The following is a 19,353-nucleotide window of genomic DNA, read 5'->3' on the forward strand; positions in this document are numbered from 1 at the left end:
GGCAAGCCAGCTCCCACATAAAGCCCTTTCCACAGTAGTTTTGGGTGGTCGCCCAATCACTGGTTGGAGGCGTCCGCCGCCTTGATCAGGTCGGCGCCGATCTCACCTTCGAACTTCTGCCACACCGGGCGCATGGCTTCGCGCCACAGTTGGCGTTGCTGCGGGGTCAGTTCGATGATTTCGCTGGTCTTGGCGTCGATGATCTTCTGCTTGGCCGACTGGTTCAGCGCTTCGGCCTGCTTGTTCACCTCGACGGTGACTTCGACCATGATCTGGTCCAGGGTGGTGCGCACATCCGGCGGCAGGCCGTTCCAGAACTTGGCGTTGGTGATCACCATGTAGTCGATCAGGCCATGGTTGGACTCGGTGAAGTACTTCTGCACCTCGTTGACCTTCTGGCTTTCATAATTGGACCAGGTGTTCTCGGTACCATTCACGGTGCCGGTCTGCAGGCCTTGATACACCTCGGCAAAGCTCATCTTGCGCGGGTTGGCGCGGATCGCCTTGAACTGCTCTTCAAGTACGCTGGAAGCCTGCACACGGAACTTCAGGCCACGGGCGTCCTTGGGTTCACGCAGTGCTTTGTTGGCCGAAAGCTGCTTGAGGCCGTTGTGCCAATAGGCCAGGCCGAGGATGTTCTTGTCTTGCATCGAGGTCAGCAATGCCTTGCCCTGAGCAGCCTGAAAACGGTCGACGGCGGCCAGGTCGTTGAACAGGAACGGCAGGTCGTAGATCTGCACTTGCTTGGTGTATTGCTCAAACTTGGCCAGGGACGGCGCCAGCATCTGCACATCGCCCAACAACAACGCTTCCATCTCCTTGCCATCGCCGAACAGCGAGGAGTTGGGGTACACCTCGACCTTCACACGCCCCGGCAAGCGCTCTTCAGCGAGCTTTTTGAAGAGCAGCGCGCCCTGGCCTTTAGGGGTGTTTTCGGCAACCACGTGGGCGAACTTGATCACAATCGGGTCTGCCGCCTGGGCCAGGCCCGCGGTAAACAGAGTGGCGGCGCACAGCAGCGCCCGAGAAAGCTTGAGCATGGGGAATCACCTTCTTATTGTTGTGTTATAGGGCAAGGTGCCTGATGTGGTGCGTGTAGTGAATTTCGAATTTTAGATACCTGCGTTCGGCCAGGCCGAACGCCATACTTCAGAACAATGAAGATCCAGTGTGGGAGCTGGCTTGCCTGCGATGGCGGTGTGTCAGGCAGTCGATTCATGGGCGGGTCCACCGCTATCGCAGGCAAGCCAGCTCCCACATTTTGCTCCAGGTTGTGTCAGTCAGAGTTGGCCGGCCAGGAGCCTTTGTGCGCGCAGCAACACCGGCGCATCCACCATCTGCCCATCCATCTGATAAGCCCCGGCCCCATGGGCACCCGCCTCTACCACGCGCTTGGCCCAGGCCAGGTCTTCAGCGCTGGGCGCCAGTGCGGCATGAATCACTGCCACCTGCTTGGGATGGATGCACAGCGCGCCGGCAAAGCCCATTTCATAGGCATGCCGGATCGAACGGCGCAGGCCTTCAGGGTCGTCGATGGCCGGGTGCACGCCGTCCAGTGGCGCCACCAAGCCAGCAGCACGGGAATGCACAATCAGCGCCAGGCGTGCCTGATCCAACGCAAACTGCGCAGCCGCGGAACCGCTGCTCAGGTTCAAGTCCAGCGCCAGGTCCAGCCCGCCAAACGACAGGCGCTCAACCTGCGGCGCGTGGGCAATCTCAGCCACCGCCAGCAAGCCCCTGGCGCTTTCGATAATCGGCCATATCACCTTGCCGGCAGCCGCCACCACGGCCACCTGGGCGGCGCTCTCTACCTTGGGCAGCAGCACACCCGTCACATTGGCATGGGCTTTACAGAACGCCACATCCTCAAAATGCTCGGCATGCTCCGGCGCGTTGATGCGCACCCACACCTGAGCCTCTGGATGCGCTTGCAAGAACACCCCGAGGTCATCCCGCGCCTGGCGCTTGAGGGGTTCTTCAACCGCGTCTTCAAAATCCACAATCACCGCGTCGGCGCCACTGGCCAGCGCTTTGGAAAAGCGCTCCGGGCGGCTGCCGGGTACAAACAAGGCCGAACGAACTATAGGCTTTGGCATCACTTGAATTCCTTATTAGATAACGCCGCGTGCGCGTAGGCCGTCGATGGTTTGCGCCGAAAACCCAAGCTGATCGAGAATGCCCTGGCTGTGCTGGCCCAAGGCGGGAACGCCGTCCATGCGCGGGGTAAACGCAGCATTACGCGCCGGCGGCAACAACGACGGCAGCGGCCCGGCCGGGCTCTGGACTTCACGCCAGCTGTCTCGCGCCTTGAGCTGCGGGTGGTCCCACACGCCTTGCATGTCATTGACCCTGGCGCTGGCAATCTGCGCGTTTTCCAGGCGTTGGATCACGGCTTCAGCGTCCAACTGCGCGAAGCTGTCAACGATGATCTGGCGTAGCACGTCACGGTTGGCCGAGCGCTTGAAGTTGGCCGAGAAACGTTCATCGGTAGCCAGTTCAGGCGTGAGCAGTACTTTGTCGCAGAACGCCGCCCATTCGCGTTCGTTCTGCAAGCCGAGCATCACCGTGCCGCCGTCGCCGGTGGGAAACGGCCCATACGGGTAGATCGTCGAATGCGCCGCCCCGGCCCGTGGTGGCTGGGGCGCGCCGTCGAAGGCGTAATACATCGGGTAGCCCATCCACTCCACCAGGCTTTCGAGCATGCTCACATCGATGCGGCTGCCCTGCCCCGTCTTGCCGCGCAACAGCAGGGCCGAGAGGATGCCGCTGTAGGCGTACATGCCGGCGGAAATATCGGCGATCGAGCAACCGGCCTTGGCCATCTGATCTTCACCTGGGCCACCGGTTACCGATAAAAAACCGCCCTCGCTTTGGATCAGCAGGTCATAAGCTTTCTTTTTCTCGTAAGGCCCGCCTTCGCCATAGCCGGAAATATCGCAGACGATGAGCCGTGGAAAGCGCTCATGCAGCGCTTCAAACGACAGGCCCATGCGCGCCGCCGCGCCGGGTGCAAGGTTCTGCACCAGCACGTCGGCATCGGCCAGCAGGCGTTGGAGGATGTCGCCGGCCTCGTCCTGCTTGAGGTCCAGGGTCAGGCTTTCCTTGGAGCGGTTGGTCCACACAAAGTGCGAGGCCAGGCCGCGTACGCGCTCGTCATAGCCACGGGCAAAGTCACCGGCGCCGGGGCGTTCGATCTTGATCACACGGGCGCCGAGGTCTGCCAATTGGCGGGTGCAGAATGGCGCAGCAATCGCGTGCTCCAGGCTGATCACGGTGATGCCGTCCAGCGGTCGTTGATTAGTCATGACGCTTCCTCAAAGCCAGTGGGCCATGGACGCTGCACTGCGCAGGTGCCAGACCTTTTCGATCAGTGCATTGGCCTGCGCGGGTGTGCGCGCGCCGCTGAATTGGGTAAGGCGCCGGAATTTATCCGCGAGCTCCACCCGACTCAGGGTGTTACCAGGGTCGCCCTTGGGTTCATCGATGGCGCCTTGCAGCGTGCGGCCATCGAGCGTGGTGACGGTGACGCGGCCCAGCCAGCGCTGCGGGTAGGCGCCGTCAACTTCTGCGTCGAGGGTCATGCTGACCTTGTCGCGGAAAGCCGAGACGGCGGGGTCGGTCAGCGCCCGTTCGTGGAACTCGGTGAGCCCGGCTTTACCGTGCACGGCGATCAGGCCGAGCACGGTGCCCATGGAGAATTTGGCCTGGTGCACAGTGGCAGGCGTGGTCACGCGGCCCAGCACGTCGATGGCACCTTGATGGACACGCGTTTCAACCGTGGCGATATCGGCAGCGCACAGCCCTTCGCGCTGCATCAGATCCAGCAGCGCATCCGCGGCCGGATGGGTGTGACGGCACGAGGCGTGGAACTTGAACGAGGTTTCCAGCAGCGCCCAGCGGCTGCCAAGGTCGGTCGATAACTTGCGAGGCTCGGCATCACTGGACATGCCTGCTGCCAAGCCTTGATCGCCTTCCAGAATATTGCGTGCGCCGGTGAGCCCGTCCGCCGTCAAATACGCCGCGAGCAAGCCATCCGCCGCCGCCTTGGCGGTGTGCAGTTGCTTGGAGTCGGCGGCATCGCGCAAAAACTCCCACAGCCCGGCGGCCTGGGTGCCGGCGCTGCCGAGCAGGTTGATGAACTGTTCCTGGTTAAAGTCCAGCAGTTTGCCCACGGCCACCGCCGCCGCCAGGGTGCCGACGGTGGCTGTGGTGTGGAAGATGCGGTAGTGGGACCGGCCCATGAATTCGCCGATGCGAATTCCGGCTTCATAACCGGCCACCGAGGCCAGCAGCAATTCACGGCCGGATTTCCCGAGGTCCTGGGCGGCAGCCAGCGCGGCCGGAAACACCACGGTCGCGGGGTGCAGCACCGAGCTGTTGTGCAGGTCATCCTGCTCCACCAAGTGTGAGGATGCGGCGTTCACCAGCGCCGCAAAATACGCGCTGGTGGTGCTGCCATTGACGATCACCTGGGCGGGACCGCTGTGGGGTCCCATTTTTTGTGCATAGCGTTCAAACAACGGGATCGGGTGCGCGCCCTTGCTTGCCAGCGCCGAGGCCAACCAGTCCAGATACAGGTCTTCGGTGCGTGCCAGTACCTTTTCCGGCAATTGTTCGTAGTTCAGGTCCGCAAGGAACCGGCACAGCGTTTGGGTATGGCTCATGCTCAGGCCCTCAGAAGCTGCGTGGCAGTTCGAGCAGGTGCTCGGCCACGTAGGACAGGATCAGGTTGGTGGAGATCGGCGCCACCTGGTACAGGCGTGTTTCGCGGAATTTGCGCTCTACGTCGTACTCACAGGCAAAGCCGAAACCGCCGTGGGTTTGCAGGCAGGCGTTGGCCGCTTCCCAGGACGCCTTGGCAGCCAGGTACTTGGCCATGTTGGCGCTGGCCCCGGCATTCTTGCCGCTGTCGTATTCTTCGCAGGCACGCCAGCGCATCAGGTCCGCCGCTTCGATTTCGATATGCGCCTCGGCAATCGGGAACTGCACACCCTGGTTCTGCCCGATCGGGCGGCCAAACACCACGCGGTCGCGGGCGTAGGCGCTGGCCTTTTCGATAAACCAGCGACCGTCGCCGATGCACTCGGCGGCGATCAGGGTGCGTTCGGCGTTGAGGCCGTCGAGGATGTATTTAAAGCCTTTGCCCTCCTCGCCGATCAGGCTGTCGAGGGGTAGCTCCAGGTTGTCGAAAAACAGTTCGTTGGTTTCGTGGTTGACCATATTGGCGATGGGCTGCACGGTCAGGCCGTTGCCGATGGCTTCGCGCAGGTCGACCAGGAAGATCGACATGCCTTCAGACTTCCTCTTCACCTCGGCCAGCGGCGTGGTGCGCGCCAGCAGAATCATCAAGTCGGAATGCTGGATGCGCGAGATCCAGACCTTCTGGCCATTGATCACATATTTGTCACCACGCTTGATCGCCGTGGTCTTGATTTTGGTGGTGTCGGTGCCGGTGGTGGGCTCGGTCACACCCATCGATTGCAGGCGCAATTCGCCGCTGGCGAGCTTGGGCAGGTAGAAGCTTTTTTGCGCTTCGCTGCCGTGGCGCAGCAAGGTGAACATGTTGTACATCTGGCCGTGCACGGTGCCGGAGTTACCACCGCAACGGTTGACTTCTTCGAGGATCACCGAGGCTTCGGCCAGGCCCAGGCCAGAGCCGCCGTATTCTTCAGGGATCATCGCCGACAGCCAGCCGGCGTCGGTCAGGGCTTTGACAAAGGTTTCGGGGAAGCCTTTTTGTTCGTCGATCCTGCGCCAGTACGCCGCGTCGAACTCGGCGCACAAGGCGCGCACGCCTTCACGGATGGCATTGAGTTCTTCGTTGTCATTGGGGTTCATTAACGGCTCTCCGCCTGTTGTTCTTGGATTATTCGAAGTGGACCTGAGCGGTCTGCGCCAGGCCACCGGCGTTGCCCGCCCACAACTGCGCCACACCGGTTTCGGTCACGCGCCCACCGACCACAAATGGCTGCGGTGCAATCAGTGGGCGAACACCGCGATAGGCAAAACGGCGCAGGGTCGCGTCGGGATGGGCGCGGCAAAACGCGCACAGGCTCAAGGTAGCGATCAGCGGGCCGTGCACCACCAGGCCTGAATAGCCTTCGGTGTCGGTGACATACGGGTAGTCGTAGTGGATGCGGTGGCCGTTGAAGGTCACGGCGCTGTAACGAAACAGCAGGGTTGGCGTGGGGCTGATCGATGCCTGCCATTCGCCTTCGGGCAAGGCGTCGCCACTGCCCTGTTTGGGCGGCGTCGGTTCGCGGTAAACGATGTCCTGTTCTTCGCGGATCGCCAGGCGACCGTCCTGGGAATAGTCATGACGCACGGTGACAAACAACAGCGAGCCGGTTCGCCCGGTCTTTTCTTCGACCTGGGTGATGGTCGACACGCGGGTCGCCGCCTCACCCGCGCGCAAGGCATGCACGAATTCGATGCGCCCACCGGCCCACATGCGATTGCGGTTATCAGCGGGCGGCAGGAACCCGCCACGGGCCGGGTGGCCGTCGGTGCCCAAGGCCGATTCCGGCAGCGGGTCCTGGAAAAAACACCACTGCCACAGCGGCGGCAAATCGGCGCCCTGTTCCGGCACAGCTTCGCCAAAAGTAGCAGCAATGCGTTTGAGCAGGTTAAGGCTCAGGTGGTCGTGGGCAGTCTCGCTTCGGCCGATCCAGTCAGTGGCGCTCATCGGGTGCAGGTCCTCGGGCAGTGAGTGTCTGCCCCGGATCATGCAAGCGCCTGCCCGTTCTGAGAATTTGCATTTCAATAAACCAGCGTTCGGTTATGCTGAACGCTAGCCATGAGTACCACTCCATCCCCTGTGGGAGCTGGCTTGTTGTGGCGAGGGAGCTTGCTCCCGTTGACTGCGCAGCAGTCTCCGGTTTTTTGGGGGCGCTTCGCACCCCAGCGCAAGCAAGCTTGCTCGCCACAACAAGCCAGCTCCCACACTTGAACCTCACCGTTGCCAAAATAGGGGTTTGCATGCATTTCGATCTCGCCGACCTGCGCCTGTTTATCCACATCGCCGAATCCCCCAGCCTCACCCAGGGCGCCAAGCGTGCGTTTCTCTCGCCGGCCGCCGCCAGTGCGCGGATCAAGGCGTTGGAGGGGCAGTTGGACACGCGCCTGCTATACCGCGATAGCCGTGGCGTGGAGGTCACCCCGGCCGGCGAACGGCTGTTGCACCATGCGCGGCTGATCATGCGCCAGGTGGACTACCTAAAAAGCGAGTTCACCCAATACGGCGTGGATTCGGCCGGGCATATCCGCATCTTCGCCAACACCACGGCGGTGACCGAGTTTCTGCCGGAGGTGCTGGCGGGTTTTCTGTCCCAGCGCCCGGGCGTGACCGTCGACCTGCAAGAGCGTTTATCCCGCGACATCGTACGTGGCGTGCTTGATGGCACCAGCGACATGGGCATCATTGCCGGGCCGGTTGAGGCAGCAGGTTTGCAGGTGTTGCATTTCAGCACCGATGAATTGGTGTTGATGGTGCCCGTGGGCCACCCATTGGCCGACCAGTCTTCGGTGACGCTGGAGCAAACCCTGGCCTACCAGCACATCGGCCTGCATGAAGGCAGCACGTTATTGAGTTTTTTGCGTGAACACGTCGATCGCCTGGGCAAGCAGTTGTCGTTGCGCATTCAGGTGTCGAGCTTCGAAGCGATCTGCCGAATGGTCGAGGCCGGCGTGGGCATTGGCATCATTCCCGAATCCGCCGCCGTGCGGCACAGCCGGACCATGCAGTTGGTGACGGTGAAGCTCGATGAGCCATGGGCGATTCGCGAACGCAGTATTCTGGTACGCGAGCTTGAGGCATTGCCCGGCACCATTCGGGCGTTGATCGCCACCTTGATGCCGGACACACTCAGTGCAGGCTGATGTTGCGCTGGCTGGCGTTATCAATATTGATATGGCTCAGCCGGCCCTGCCCATCGAACAGCAACAGATCAGACCCGAGGCGGCGAAGCTGGGCCGGCGATTGCGGCCAGTGCAACGTGACGCAAAGCCGATCGCTGGCACGGTGGATCACGTGCCAGCAGGTGTCGTGCTCCTCAACCCGATAACTGATCAGCAACCAGTCCTCAAATAGAAACGGGCTGACGGACTCATCCCATTCTTCTTCCGGTAAGTTGCCAGGCAGCCGGTAGCGCTTTCGAACCCCGTGCTGCTTCAGTATCAGCGTGGGTGTTCCATAGTCGTGCTTGATCCGATACTGCGCCGATTCAGCCGTGGCACTGGGAACCTGGAAGTCCGTCGCGACGATGTCAAACGCGCTTTCGCGACTGACCAGGCGCCGCTCCGGCAGACGATAATGCCACAGCATCAGGCACCCGCCCGGCGCCGACAGCCACAGGTATTCATTGTGTTCATCCACCTTGATGGCACGCACCGACTCCGGTAGATCACTCACATGCCAGAGCGTTTCAAAGCCACGGTCAACATCCACCACGCGCAACTGCGGGCCTTTGCCGATGGTCCAGTTGCTGCCATCAAACGCGTGTGCAAAGACATCCATGGCCAGCATACCGAGGTCTTTGGCGACACGATTGACCAGGTCCAGTTTGCTCACGCGCCATACATTCCCCCGCCAGATCAGCACCAACGCAACCTGTCGGCTATGGGCAATCACGATTTTCTGCGCCGGTACAGCAAAGTGAAACAACGTTGTGCCCGCCGCATCCACCACCATCACACCCGACTCGCCCAGCGCCACCAGGTAACGCTGGTCTTCCAGCGGCGCCGCGTCGAAAATCGGCCGGCTGCCAGCCGCCGGCGCAGCCCACTCGCGGGTGTCGCCCAAGTGCTCCAGTGAGACCACGGGCGTACGCTTCAGGGCTTGGCCCGGCAAGTCCGCCTGAAGCGCTTTATCGCGACTCATCTTGACCAGCGCTTGTAACTGGTTATGGGTCAGTTGGCCTTGATCGCTGAATTGATCGGCCAGAATCGCGTGCACAGTGGCACCTGCCAGCCAGGCCAAGGCGGTGGTGTGTGCCTTGTGTTGCAACAACGCCTGCGCCAGGGCGGCGCGTTCCCCGGCGCGCGCGGGGTCGTCACGCAATTGCTCGACCCACGGCCCGTAAGCGTGCAGCGTTTCGGGCAACAGGACCGCGCGTTTAACCAGCGCCTCAATGCCCAAGCGCCCGCCGGCAGCCTCGGCGTTGAGCAGCCATTGCGCGGCGCGTGGGCGCTCTGCGGGCAGGCTCCAAATAACATCGACGGCTTGCAACCACAGGCCTTTGGCGATCAACGACTCGGCCCATTCCAGGCGCAAGCGGTCGGCGGCTTCCGGCGACTTGGCCTGGAGCATCACCACGGCGTCAGCAAACGCATTGTCGCGCCGCGCCACCAGCACGGCGCGCTGCCACTGCTCGGCCAGGCACAGCAAGCGCACGATCACCGCAGGCGGCATGTCCCACGCCAGGGCCAGGTCAGCGGCCTGCTGATAGCGCGCGTGTTTCTCCAGGTAATCGAGAGCTTGCTGATGCTCCTTGAGCAATTCGGCAAGGACAAACACCACTTCCTCGATACGACCGGCACGGTCCAGGCGTTCAAAAGTCTGGCGATACACCTGGCGCAAATGCTCGGTCAAGTCGTCTTCAAACAGCATCGAGCGCGCGGGGCCAGCCTTTTGGCTGAGGCTCAAATCCTCGCGGCGCTGTGGCGTACCAAAGCTCTGTTCACCGCTGGAGGCAGCGCTGTTCAAGGGGATCGCGTGGCGCAAGGCTTCTTCGAAATTGCCGTCTTCGAACATCTCCAACATGCGCTGCATGTAGGCGGCCTGGCGTTTGCCATACAGTTTGGACAGCTGGGAATGCTGGGTCAGCCGGGTCAACAAACGGCGCCATGCGGCAGGTTTATAACTGCGCGGGGTGGCACGCGCAGCGATGCCTGGGTTAGCGGGTGCGCGAGCCACCGGCCGGGGCGCCGCTTGGGCGGGGGCAGACGCGCCACGGTGCAGGAAGCGGTTCAACCCGTACAACAACGCGGTGATCACCACCATCCAGATCACGGCGCCCAGGAGCATGCCGCCGAAGGACTGTGTGTGCTCGGCCAACAGCGCGGCGGGCTCGCTCTGGCCGAAGAGGCGGACCAGCCCACCCAGCAGTACCAGGCCGATCACGATTTTCAGCACCGGGGAAGAGACTTCGCGGGCGCTGTTTGCGTTGTTTTGCGCAGACGCCGCGCTGGCGCCAGGCCCTTTACTCGACGTGTGACGCGGGCGCTCCAGCAGTGCTTGCATGATTGCTTCGCGCTCCGGGCTGACGGGCTCCAGTGGCCCACCGAGGATTTCACGCAGGTCGGTGACCACCGCCTCCGGCAGCGTTGCCGGCAACGGGGTATGGCAGTCAAAGGTGTCGAGCAGCGTGTAGGTACTGATGTCGAGCCACAGCCCAGGCGTCAGCACGTGTGCATCGCGCAACTGCAATGCATGGATCTGGCTGCCGCGCACCAGCCACAAGTCGGCAACGGGCAGCCCGCGCAATTCCTCAGGGTGCAGCGCGGCAGACGACAAGCCCAGGCCCTGGCGGATCAGCGGCCAGCCGTGCAGGCTTTCGCAGTGTACCGGGCAAGGTGTGTGGAACTGCAGCAAGTCGCCGTCGGCAAAACGGTAGGCACGCGCGTCGACTTGCCAATACTTGAGGATCAGGCGCCTGCGCTCGCTCTCATCAAAACGCTCGGCGGCAAACCATAGGCCGTCAATCTGTTGGTGCCCGGTGAGTACCGGGCGGCGAATCAGCATCCGTTCTGGCTCATGCATTGGCAGCTTCCTGGGTGAGCTGCGGTGCCTGGTTGCACATCACTTGCAAACGCATGGAGCGCTCGCCAACCGAGTAAACCAGTAATTCGCGGTCAGTGGTCAGTACGGCGATCAAGCCGCTCATGGGGCAAAAGCTCGCGCGGGCAATTGGCGCCGAGGTGGTGAACAACGTGCGCTGTTGCCCCTCGGCGTACAGCCCGACGCTGTGCTGGTTCGGCCCCAGCAGCACCAGTGAGTAAGCCGGCCGTTGGGCGTACGTATAGTGCAGGCCGATGGCTTTCCAACCGGGCGCCAAGTCGATCTGTTCGTATTTCGCCGGAAAGCTTTCATGGGTCACCAGGCGCCAACTCTGGTAGCCGTCCTCGGTGGTCAGCAGCGCGCAACCACCGCAGTACTGGCGCCAGTAAAAGTTGGCAGCCAACAATACCTGGCTGACGCCCGCTGCCGAGCCGACCGCATGACCATTGGCGCGTAAACCGTCAGCAGACCCGGAATACGCGACAATCTGCCCGCCTTCTCTGCGCGCATAAGCGATGGTCAAGGGGTCGACCTGCACCAGGCTCATCACGTCATCCGCCACCTGGCAAAGTTGACGCGACTTCCAATAGGCAAGCCGCCCCTGGCTGTCGAGCAAGTACACACGCACGGCGTTCTGACTGTGCAGCCAGACACTCGGCAGGAACGTCGCGGTGCCCGGTGGCAGTTGCAGCTGTTCACGGGCGGGCTTGTCGACGGTGGGCATACCGGGAATGTTCCAGAACGTCAGGCTGTCGTTGTCGCTCAACACGGCACCGAGGCTGCGGTGGTGAAAGGTGGTGCTCAATACGCGCTGATGCTTGCCCCACAGACGGCGTCGAACCTCCAGCGACTTTTTCTGGTTTTTGTGCGGCAGCTTGATCACCACCATGCCCGCCTCATCGAGCAGGCGCAGCGCCACATAGTTACCGGCGCTGGAGATTACCGGCGGCAAGGTCAAGGCTACGCGTGGCACCGCACGTGCGAGATTCGGCGGCGGCGCCTGGACTTCATCGTCGAACTGGCCTTTGAGCAGTTGCACCGCGTGCGCCTCATCCGGCATAGGCAGCAGCACGCGCCGCACAGAACCGGCTTGCAACTCGAATGACAGGCTGTGCCCATCCAGGCTGCGCTGCACCTGCACCCGGTGCGTACAGGTCTTGGTCGTGTCCTTGGGCAAGCGTTGCCCGACTGTCCAGCACTCACCCAACGTCTCACCCTGCGTGGCCAGCCATTCCTGCCAGGCTTGCCAGTGCGCCGGGGCGACACTTTCATAGGTGCGCGCCCTGAGCAGTTGCTTGAGCTGCCCCGCGCTATCGAACTCATGCAGCAGCGGCGCGCCTTGCAGGATCCCCCAACGCAACTGCGCCCCTGCCTCCTCGGCACGCCGGGCCAGCAGCATCAGCAAGGCGATATGCACCAGCCGCGCGGCGCCCCATTGCAACGGGCCGGCGTCGAACAGCACGACAATCAGGCGGTTGGCTTCACGGGCGCGGTACTGCGGCGCCAGGAACATATGCTCGCCGCCGACAGCCCTGCGCATAAACTCATCCGGCACTTCATCGGCCAGCAGCCATTCGCTGGAAAGCAGGCGCTCGTAAGGCCCACGGCGTTGCAGATCGCCCACGCCATCCGGCTCAGGCACCCCGCCTTGCTGCCTACCGCGCAGTGGCCCCAGCACCGGGTTAAGCCGCCCAAGCAAGTCGGCGAACAGCGGCAGATGCTGCGGCGCAAACCACTCCAGCCACTGGCGCCAGGGTTGCAAGGCTTCAGGCAGTTGCATGGCGGGTGCCCCAATTCGTCGCGATGCGCTGAAGGTGTTCAACCGTCACCGGCAACAGGCGATCCAACGGCACTACAACTTGCGGTTCGCGCCACAACAGCAAGGGCGAGCGCTTGAAACGTGCCGACAGCGTCTGGCCGAGCAAGTCTACCGGCACTGTCGGCTCCCAACTGGTGGGCAGCCATACGCCAGGCGCGCCGGGGTGTACTGCGGCGTATTCGACACCGTCGACCCACGGCAAATCCGCCACCGCCCCAGTGACGACCAATACATCGCCATTGGCGGTAGCGTGCAAGCGGGCAGCCTGTTCATCTGCGAGCAGCAGCAAGCGCGCAAGCAAGCGGCGCGCGGCGTCGCCCCATCCGACGGCTGCTTGTGGCTCGGCAGGCACCGGCCTTGGGCGCCAGGTCCAGGCGTAGTGGTCTGCACTCATGGCGTCAGCATTCGGGACAGTTGCCCGCGTACCTGCTGCAAGGTTTCCGGCATTGTCTCGCTATTGAAGTTGGCGTCGATCTCGCGCAGCAGCCCTTCGATGACCGGGCTGTCGGGCGGCTCGCTGCGGGCCAGGTAGTCTTGCGCAGTTTCCAGCAAGCGATTCAAGCGCGACATCGGTTGCAAGGTGGCCTCTTCGACCGCACTGAACAAATGGCTGTTGCTGGACGCGGCAAACAGGTCGCGCAGCACCTCGCGGCCATGCTGCTGAGTCTCTTTAGTGGGCAGCACATACAGCAGGGGCCATAGATCCGCGTCGCTGGCGTCCAGCCGCCCGCCCAGCAACGCGGCGGCCGCGATCAGCCGTTGAGACTTGACGATACGGCGGTCCGATAACGCTATGCCGGCTTCGCGCAGGCGCCGAATCGCCTGGGCCAGGGCTGGACGCACCGCGCCCAGGTCGACGTTTTTCAGGGCTTGGCTCAGCGTATCCAACTGGGCCAGACCCAGTAACTGTTGCACCGGGCGCTGCTCCGACTGCCAACCGCCCGCCAGCATGGCTTCCAGTTGATTGTCCGGCACCGAATCGACGAACAGGTGCAACAGGAAGCGGTCGCCAAACGCCGCCAGTGCCTCATCGTCCGGCAAACCGTTGGCCGCGCCGACACACACACGCAGCGGACATTGAATTTGAGTATGACCCCGGCGAAAGCGACGCTCGTTGAGCACGCCCAGCAAGGTATTGAGAATGGCGGTCGAGCCCAGGAAGACTTCATCGAGAAACACGATATCGGCCTCTGGCAGCATGCCGCTGACGTCGGTTTCCACCGTGCCTTCACGCAATTTCTTCAGGTCTACGGCACCAAAAAGCTCCGACGGCTCAGTGAAGCGCCCCAGCAAGTATTCGAAGTAACGCCCACCCATGGACTGCGCCACACGGCGTACCACGGCGCTCTTGGCCGTGCCAGGCGGGCCGATCACCAGAATGTGCTCTTGGGCGACCGCCGCCAGCACAATCAGCTCGGCCAATTGCTCGCGCCCGATCAATCCTTCGGTCGCCTTGCGCACAGCGTGGCGGATTTGCGTGGCAGCGCTTTGCAACTGAGCAATCATGGGTGTCTTCCCTGAAACCAAAGCAGAGAATCTTGCCTGAGGCTAAGGTATTAGCAAAGTGTTGTTACACACTCTTAGAGGAGCCAGCCCATGCAACTCGAAGGATCCTGCCATTGCGGCGCCGTAACATTCAGCCTGAACAGCCAGCATCCCTACCCGTACCAGCGTTGCTATTGCTCGATCTGCCGCAAGACCCAAGGCGGCGGCGGTTATGCGATCAACCTGGGCGGCGACGCCAAGAGTTTGAAGGTACGCGGGCGCAAGCTGATCTCGGTCTACCACGCCAGGCTCAAGCCCGAAGGCGCCAGCCGCGCGCATGCGAGCACTGCCGAACGGCATTTTTGCTCGCAATGCGGCAGCGCCTTGTGGCTGTTCAGCCCCGAATGGCCAGAGCTGATTCACCCGTTTGCTTCGGCCATCGACACGCCATTGCCGGTGCCGCCCGAGCACACGCACCTGATGCTCGGCTCGAAGGTGCCGTGGGTCGAAGTCAGTGTGCGCAAGGGCGATTTGCAGTTCGACGGGTACCCCGAAGAATCCATCGCCCAGTGGCATGAGCGTTTGGGGCTCGCGCGTTAACACTCTTTGACAGTTTCTCGACAAAGCTCTCAAAGATTGTTGGCCAGCATCGCCTTAGCATTCGAGCATCCAAACCACCATTCGGGTGCTCTTCATGTTTCGCACATTGCGCGGTATTCCGTTATGGGGTTGCCTGCTCGGCACGCTCGGCTGCCACGTGCAGCCGCCTGCCCCGCCCGCGATTCCCAAGGGCGATTACGGCGCGATCATCCGTTACCTGCAAGCGCGCATCCCCAAGGACCTGGCCCGCGAGAATGTGCCCGGTTTGTCGATTGCGCTGGTCAATGGCCAGGAGCTGATCTGGGCGCGCGGCTTTGGCCTGGCCGACAAGGCCCAGGGTGTGCCGGTGACCGCCAACACGGCGTTTCGCGCCGGCGGCATTTCCAAGTTACTGACGGCCACAGCGGCCATGCAGTTGGTCGACCAACAGCGCCTGGCCCTCGACGCGCCGATCCAGCAGACCTTGCGCGAATTCTACGTGCGTTCGCGCTTTCATACTGACCAGGCCGCCGCCGACCGCGACATCACCCTGCGCCGCCTGCTCAGCCATCAATCCGGCTTGCCCAGCGAGCACCTGCGCGACGTGCGCAGCACTTACGCCATGGGCCAGATGCCGATGCGGGTGTCGGGTGTATGGCTGAGCAGCCCGCCAGGCTCGCAGGTGGCCTATTCCAACCTCGGTTATTCGCTGGTCGGTGCGGCCATCGAGCGCAGCAGCGGCAAGAGTTTTGAAGCCCAACTGCAAAGCCGCCTGCTCAAGCCCCTGGAGATGAACCAGTCGAGTTTTGTCGGCACCGGCACGCAATTGAGCTTTCGCGCCCTGGGCTACGAAGACGGCGTGGCAAGTACCGATGCACAGGTGCGTGACCTTGCCGCCGGCGGCTTGTGGGCCAGCCCCAAAGACCTTAGCCATTATGTGCAGATGCTGTTTGCCCACGGCCTCTATAAGGGCAACCGTGTGCTTGAGAGCCCGTCGATTGATCAGATGTTCACCCAGCAAAACACCGGCAATGCCCTGGACTTCGATTGCCAGATGGGCCTGGGCTGGTTCCTGGCGCCCTGCGGCGATGAACCCGTCGCCCCCGGCGTGCGCACTTACCAGCACAGTGGCGGCGGCGATGATTTTGCCGCGCAGCTGAGCGTGCTGCCAGACCAGCAGTTGGCGGTGATCATCATGGCCAATGACAGCAACGCCGAAGAACTGGTCGCGCGCCTGGCCACCGAGACCCTGCGCCTGATGTTCCAGGCGCAAACCGGGCAGTCCGTGTGCGCCGACGACTGCCAGGCGCCCAGCCATGGGCTCAAGTTGCGCCAGGTGCCCGCCGCCGTCGACCGCAAGCGCCTGGCCGGGTTTTATGCCACGGCCTGGGGCGTATTCCGGGTCAAGGATGAGGGCGATCGACTGAGCGGTGAGCTGGCCGGGTTTGACTTCGAGTTGTTGCGCGACGAACACGGCTGGCTGCGCGCGCAGAAAAAAGTCCTTGGCTTTTGGCTCAAGGACTTGGGTGAGCTGGGCCGCGTGCAGCTGGACGTGGTCACGGTGCAGGGCCGCCAAGTACTCACGGCCCGCAGCCATGGCCAACGCCTGGCCATCGGCGAGCGCATCGACCCGCCGCCGCTGCCGCTGGCGTGGGCCAACACCATCGGCACCTACCAGGTGCTTAACACCCACGAACCCGACGCGCCGTTGAGCGGTATCAGCGTGCGCCTGGAAGAAGGCTTTCTGGTGATTCGCGGCCAATTGCACAACGAGCCGCTCACCGACTACATCCTGCTTCCCGTCGACAACGCCCACGCGGTGCTGGCCGGCAACGGCTACGGCCTGGGCGACACGGTAAGCCGCCAGGTAAACGGACTCAGCGCTTCGGGTTACTCCTTCAAACGCACGCAATCGCGAGATAAACCCTTGAGTTTCTGAACCTGGGCTGAAGCAAAAGCCATCATTGCGCACCGATACAATTTACCAACAGAACTGAACACCCCCTGCCGCTACGTTGGTGCTCGAACGCTTCATTCAATATCAACCGATCAGTGACATCGTGCATTGGCGCGCCGACCAACGCGCCCATCGCATGAATACCGCAGTATCCGTATTTAACCGGGGAACGACCATCAAGCCTCTTAACCGATCGCATGCCTTTCGATCGCTATGTGCACTCTCGTTAGTGTCAATGGCGCTTGCAGGATGCTCAACAGCCCCCCTGCCGGTATTGAAACCGTCTACACCGGAGCAATGGCGCAACGTCCAACCTTCTCTTGCGCCGCCCCCACCCGACCTGAACCAATGGTGGCATGCATTCAACGACCCCCAGCTCAATACGTTGGTAGATCGTGCACTGCAAAACAACCTGAACGTCGCCGTAGCGGTGGAGCGCTTGCGCGCCATCCGGATTATGAGCCAGCACGCGCAGTCCCCTTACCTGCCCTCGCTGAGTATAAAAACCAAGGATGCCGTCAGCCCTGATACCAGTACTTCTTATTTCCTGATCGGCTTCGATTCGGTCTGGGAGTTGCCATTGTTTGGCATGCAACAAAGTGCCGAGCGCCTCGCCCAAGGGAACCAGGCATTGGCGGATAACAACCTGCGCACCCTACAAGTTTCATTGGTGGCTGAAGTCAGCCGGCGCTGGATCGAATTGCGAGCAGCCCAACAAACGGAGCAGACCCTTGCAACCCTGCGCGAAGTTGGCCATGGAAAACTGGCACGGCTGCGCGCCCGGGAACAGCTCGCACTGGCCTCCTGCGCAGACGTTGCCGCTGCACAGGCTGAACTGGCCCTCGCTGAAATGGCGCTGACGCGCGTGCACCAGCGGACAAACCGCAGCGCGCAGCAATTGGCATTATTGTTGGGCCAGAGCGCGCCCGACCCTCTTTGGCTGCAACCGGGGCGGCTACCGACGCTCGGTGACTGGCAACTCAATAGCGTTCCCACAGACCTGTTGCGCACCCGCCCGGAAATTGCCGGCGCCGAAGCCTCGGTGATTATCGCCGCCGGTGAGCTGGGCATGAGCCAGGCCGATATTTACCCGCACATCAGCTTCGGCACCTCACTGCAGTGGTCGCTCAATATCGCCAGCAACCGCAACAATACCCCCAATGGCAACAGCATCTTCTCGGCGGGCCCCGGCATCAGTATTCCCTTGTTCGACTGGGGCCTGCGTGTGGCGGCTGCGAAAGCCAAGGACCACCATCTGCAGGCCGCCGTCCTTGGGTATCGCCAAGCGGTGCTGGAGGGGGTTGCCGAAGTCGAAAACGCCTTGGGTGACCTGGAGCAATTACGTGCACGCGAACAATTGTCCCGTCAGGCCTATGCCGCCAGGCAAACCCAGCTTGGCGCACTGCAACAACGGGCAGCGTTGAAGCTCTTGAGTCCATTGGACCTGGTAGAAGCGCAGGTTCAGACACTGCATGCGCAGCAACAAGTCGACCGGGCCGGCACCGAGCGTGCCATTGCCTACGTCGCACTCTACAAGGCACTCGGCGGCGCACCGTTGCCAAGCGCTGCACCTCAGACAGCCACGCGCCATAAGGAGACTGACTGATGGTTGCGCTTGCACGCCTGACGCTGATCCATGAATGGCGGCGCTTCCTGCCAGCGATTATTGCAGTGGGCTTCGCAGGGCTGCTGCAACTGCTTCAGACCGCGTTGGTACTGGGTATCTTCAGCAGCGCCAGTGTGTACGTCACCGGCTCGCGCGCCGACCTTTGGGTGGGCTACCCCGGCACCCAAAGCGTCAACCTGGGTCGACCGATCGATGCCGGTGTAGAGATGCGTATACGCATGGACCCCGATGTCCTCAGGGTCGAGCCCTACCGCTGGGTGGATGCTGACTGGCGGGGTACCCAGGACACAGGTGGAGTCTCGGTATTTGTTTCCGGTATCGACGCAGACCCACAAGGTTTGATGTTCGCCCGCTTACTGCCCGGCTCGTTGCGGGCACGCCTGAATGAACCGGGAGCGGTCATCGTTGACCGCGCCGACCTCGACAGCCTGGGCCTTGATCCTGGAAACGCGGCCACTATCAACGGCCACCGGGTGCATGTAGTCGGCGTCATCAGCGGATTACGCGCACTGGGTGGGGTTAACGTGATTGCATCGTTAGCCACGGCCCGCCAGCTGGATACGAGCGCCGATACAGATCGCATAACCTACTGGGTGGCCAAGGTCCGAGACCCAAGTCAGGCGGACGCGGTTGCAGCACGCATCGACGGCAGCCCGGCATTCGGCAAATACGCGGTGTGGACCGCAGCGCAGTTCAGCTACCGCTCGCAGATGCATTGGATGTTCGACACCGGGGCCGGCGCGGGTGTGTTGTTTTTGGCAGTGATCGTGTTCCTGGTAGGGGCGGTGATTACCAGCCAGACCCTGGTGGCGGCCGTGATTGGATCGATCCGCGAATACGCAACCCTTAACGCCCTCGGCGTCGGCGTCACGTCTCTGCGCAAAGTCGTGATGGAACAAGCGTTCTGGGTGGGCGCCCTGGGCTTGCTGGGCAGCACTGGGCTGACCGGTCTGTTCTTCGCCCTGGCGCATTACTACAACGTTCCGATGACTCTTTCCCCCGTCGCAGCCCTGGCCTGCCTGCTCTTGAACATGACCCTGGCCCTGGTTTCCGGCCTGGCCGCGATGCACTCATTGCGTCATGCCGACCCAGCAAGCCTTTTGAGATAG

At 62.4% G+C, this 19,353-nt stretch carries 15 protein-coding genes; 5 read left to right on the forward strand and 10 right to left on the reverse strand.

Annotated features, from left to right (window positions below; all coding sequences use genetic code 11):
* Positions 1-56 precede the first annotated feature (56 nt).
* The 6 genes from HBO41_RS11410 to HBO41_RS11435 form a co-directional block, all read right to left on the reverse strand.
* Positions 57-1,040 (reverse strand): TRAP transporter substrate-binding protein, encoded by a 984-nt coding sequence (locus tag HBO41_RS11410; RefSeq protein ID WP_169986285.1) that lies wholly within the window; start codon positions 1,038-1,040, stop codon positions 57-59.
* 240 nt (positions 1,041-1,280) lie between these two features.
* The gene (locus HBO41_RS11415) at positions 1,281-2,096 is read right to left on the reverse strand and encodes a CoA ester lyase (protein WP_169986287.1); all 816 of its coding nucleotides are present in this window, start codon (positions 2,094-2,096) and stop codon (positions 1,281-1,283) included.
* A gap of 15 nt (positions 2,097-2,111) precedes the next feature.
* Positions 2,112-3,305: a CaiB/BaiF CoA-transferase family protein gene (locus tag HBO41_RS11420; RefSeq protein ID WP_099549623.1), complete on the reverse strand. Its 1,194-nt coding sequence runs from the start codon at positions 3,303-3,305 to the stop codon at positions 2,112-2,114.
* Positions 3,306-3,314: 9 nt separating this feature from the next.
* On the reverse strand, positions 3,315-4,664 hold the full coding sequence (locus HBO41_RS11425) for an MmgE/PrpD family protein (protein ID WP_169986289.1): 1,350 nt from the start codon (positions 4,662-4,664) through the stop codon (positions 3,315-3,317).
* A gap of 10 nt (positions 4,665-4,674) precedes the next feature.
* On the reverse strand, positions 4,675-5,838 hold the full coding sequence (locus HBO41_RS11430) for an acyl-CoA dehydrogenase family protein (protein WP_169986291.1): 1,164 nt from the start codon (positions 5,836-5,838) through the stop codon (positions 4,675-4,677).
* 28 nt (positions 5,839-5,866) lie between these two features.
* Positions 5,867-6,685: a MaoC family dehydratase N-terminal domain-containing protein gene (locus HBO41_RS11435; protein ID WP_169986293.1), complete on the reverse strand. Its 819-nt coding sequence runs from the start codon at positions 6,683-6,685 to the stop codon at positions 5,867-5,869.
* A gap of 293 nt (positions 6,686-6,978) precedes the next feature.
* Between HBO41_RS11435 and HBO41_RS11440 the strand changes: the two genes are divergently transcribed.
* Entirely contained in the window at positions 6,979-7,878 is a 900-nt protein-coding gene (locus tag HBO41_RS11440) for a LysR family transcriptional regulator (protein ID WP_169986295.1), read from the forward strand.
* Here the strand turns inward: HBO41_RS11440 and HBO41_RS11445 are convergent.
* Genes HBO41_RS11445 through HBO41_RS11460 form a run of 4 tightly spaced genes read right to left on the reverse strand, consistent with a single transcriptional unit; the run spans position 7,865 to position 14,102 of the window.
* Positions 7,865-10,759: a bpX6 domain-containing protein gene (locus HBO41_RS11445; RefSeq protein ID WP_169986297.1), complete on the reverse strand. Its 2,895-nt coding sequence runs from the start codon at positions 10,757-10,759 to the stop codon at positions 7,865-7,867. The genes HBO41_RS11440 and HBO41_RS11445 overlap by 14 nt on opposite strands.
* Positions 10,752-12,557: a hypothetical protein gene (locus HBO41_RS11450; protein ID WP_169986299.1), complete on the reverse strand. Its 1,806-nt coding sequence runs from the start codon at positions 12,555-12,557 to the stop codon at positions 10,752-10,754. Before HBO41_RS11450 ends, HBO41_RS11445 begins: the two co-directional genes overlap by 8 nt.
* The gene (locus HBO41_RS11455) at positions 12,544-12,990 is read right to left on the reverse strand and encodes a hypothetical protein (protein WP_099549617.1); all 447 of its coding nucleotides are present in this window, start codon (positions 12,988-12,990) and stop codon (positions 12,544-12,546) included. Before HBO41_RS11455 ends, HBO41_RS11450 begins: the two co-directional genes overlap by 14 nt.
* On the reverse strand, positions 12,987-14,102 hold the full coding sequence (locus HBO41_RS11460; protein ID WP_169986301.1) for an AAA family ATPase: 1,116 nt from the start codon (positions 14,100-14,102) through the stop codon (positions 12,987-12,989). The genes HBO41_RS11455 and HBO41_RS11460 overlap by 4 nt, the downstream gene beginning before the upstream one ends.
* A 90-nt stretch (positions 14,103-14,192) precedes the next feature.
* Between HBO41_RS11460 and HBO41_RS11465 the strand changes: the two genes are divergently transcribed.
* The 4 genes from HBO41_RS11465 (at position 14,193) to HBO41_RS11480 (ending at position 19,353) form a co-directional block, all read left to right on the forward strand.
* On the forward strand, positions 14,193-14,681 hold the full coding sequence (locus tag HBO41_RS11465) for a GFA family protein (RefSeq protein WP_169986303.1): 489 nt from the start codon (positions 14,193-14,195) through the stop codon (positions 14,679-14,681).
* A gap of 94 nt (positions 14,682-14,775) precedes the next feature.
* Entirely contained in the window at positions 14,776-16,599 is a 1,824-nt protein-coding gene (locus HBO41_RS11470; protein WP_017137485.1) for a serine hydrolase, read from the forward strand.
* 79 nt (positions 16,600-16,678) lie between these two features.
* Positions 16,679-18,223, forward strand: coding sequence for a TolC family protein (locus HBO41_RS11475; RefSeq protein WP_346342940.1), 1,545 nt, complete (start codon positions 16,679-16,681; stop codon positions 18,221-18,223).
* Positions 18,223-19,353, forward strand: a complete 1,131-nt coding sequence (locus HBO41_RS11480) for an ABC transporter permease (protein WP_169986306.1) — start codon at positions 18,223-18,225, stop codon at positions 19,351-19,353. Before HBO41_RS11475 ends, HBO41_RS11480 begins: the two co-directional genes overlap by 1 nt.

The organism is Pseudomonas sp. WS 5146 (assembly GCF_012985495.1).
GTDB lineage: Bacteria > Pseudomonadota > Gammaproteobacteria > Pseudomonadales > Pseudomonadaceae > Aquipseudomonas > Aquipseudomonas edaphica.

Bases quoted from the DNA above. Each gene is read 5' to 3' on its own strand.
- HBO41_RS11425 (WP_169986289.1), bottom strand. From the start codon at position 4,664: ATGAGCCATACCCAAACGCTGTGCCGGTTCCTTGCGGACCTGAACTAC.
- HBO41_RS11480 (WP_169986306.1), top strand. From the start codon at position 18,223: ATGGTTGCGCTTGCACGCCTGACGCTGATCCATGAATGGCGGCGCTTC.
- HBO41_RS11410 (WP_169986285.1), bottom strand. From the start codon at position 1,040: ATGCTCAAGCTTTCTCGGGCGCTGCTGTGCGCCGCCACTCTGTTTACC.
- HBO41_RS11455 (WP_099549617.1), bottom strand. From the start codon at position 12,990: ATGAGTGCAGACCACTACGCCTGGACCTGGCGCCCAAGGCCGGTGCCT.
- HBO41_RS11420 (WP_099549623.1), bottom strand. From the start codon at position 3,305: ATGACTAATCAACGACCGCTGGACGGCATCACCGTGATCAGCCTGGAG.
- HBO41_RS11415 (WP_169986287.1), bottom strand. From the start codon at position 2,096: ATGCCAAAGCCTATAGTTCGTTCGGCCTTGTTTGTACCCGGCAGCCGC.
- HBO41_RS11435 (WP_169986293.1), bottom strand. From the start codon at position 6,685: ATGAGCGCCACTGACTGGATCGGCCGAAGCGAGACTGCCCACGACCAC.
- HBO41_RS11460 (WP_169986301.1), bottom strand. From the start codon at position 14,102: ATGATTGCTCAGTTGCAAAGCGCTGCCACGCAAATCCGCCACGCTGTG.
- HBO41_RS11450 (WP_169986299.1), bottom strand. From the start codon at position 12,557: ATGCAACTGCCTGAAGCCTTGCAACCCTGGCGCCAGTGGCTGGAGTGG.
- HBO41_RS11470 (WP_017137485.1), top strand. From the start codon at position 14,776: ATGTTTCGCACATTGCGCGGTATTCCGTTATGGGGTTGCCTGCTCGGC.
- HBO41_RS11465 (WP_169986303.1), top strand. From the start codon at position 14,193: ATGCAACTCGAAGGATCCTGCCATTGCGGCGCCGTAACATTCAGCCTG.
- HBO41_RS11445 (WP_169986297.1), bottom strand. From the start codon at position 10,759: ATGCATGAGCCAGAACGGATGCTGATTCGCCGCCCGGTACTCACCGGG.
- HBO41_RS11430 (WP_169986291.1), bottom strand. From the start codon at position 5,838: ATGAACCCCAATGACAACGAAGAACTCAATGCCATCCGTGAAGGCGTG.
- HBO41_RS11440 (WP_169986295.1), top strand. From the start codon at position 6,979: ATGCATTTCGATCTCGCCGACCTGCGCCTGTTTATCCACATCGCCGAA.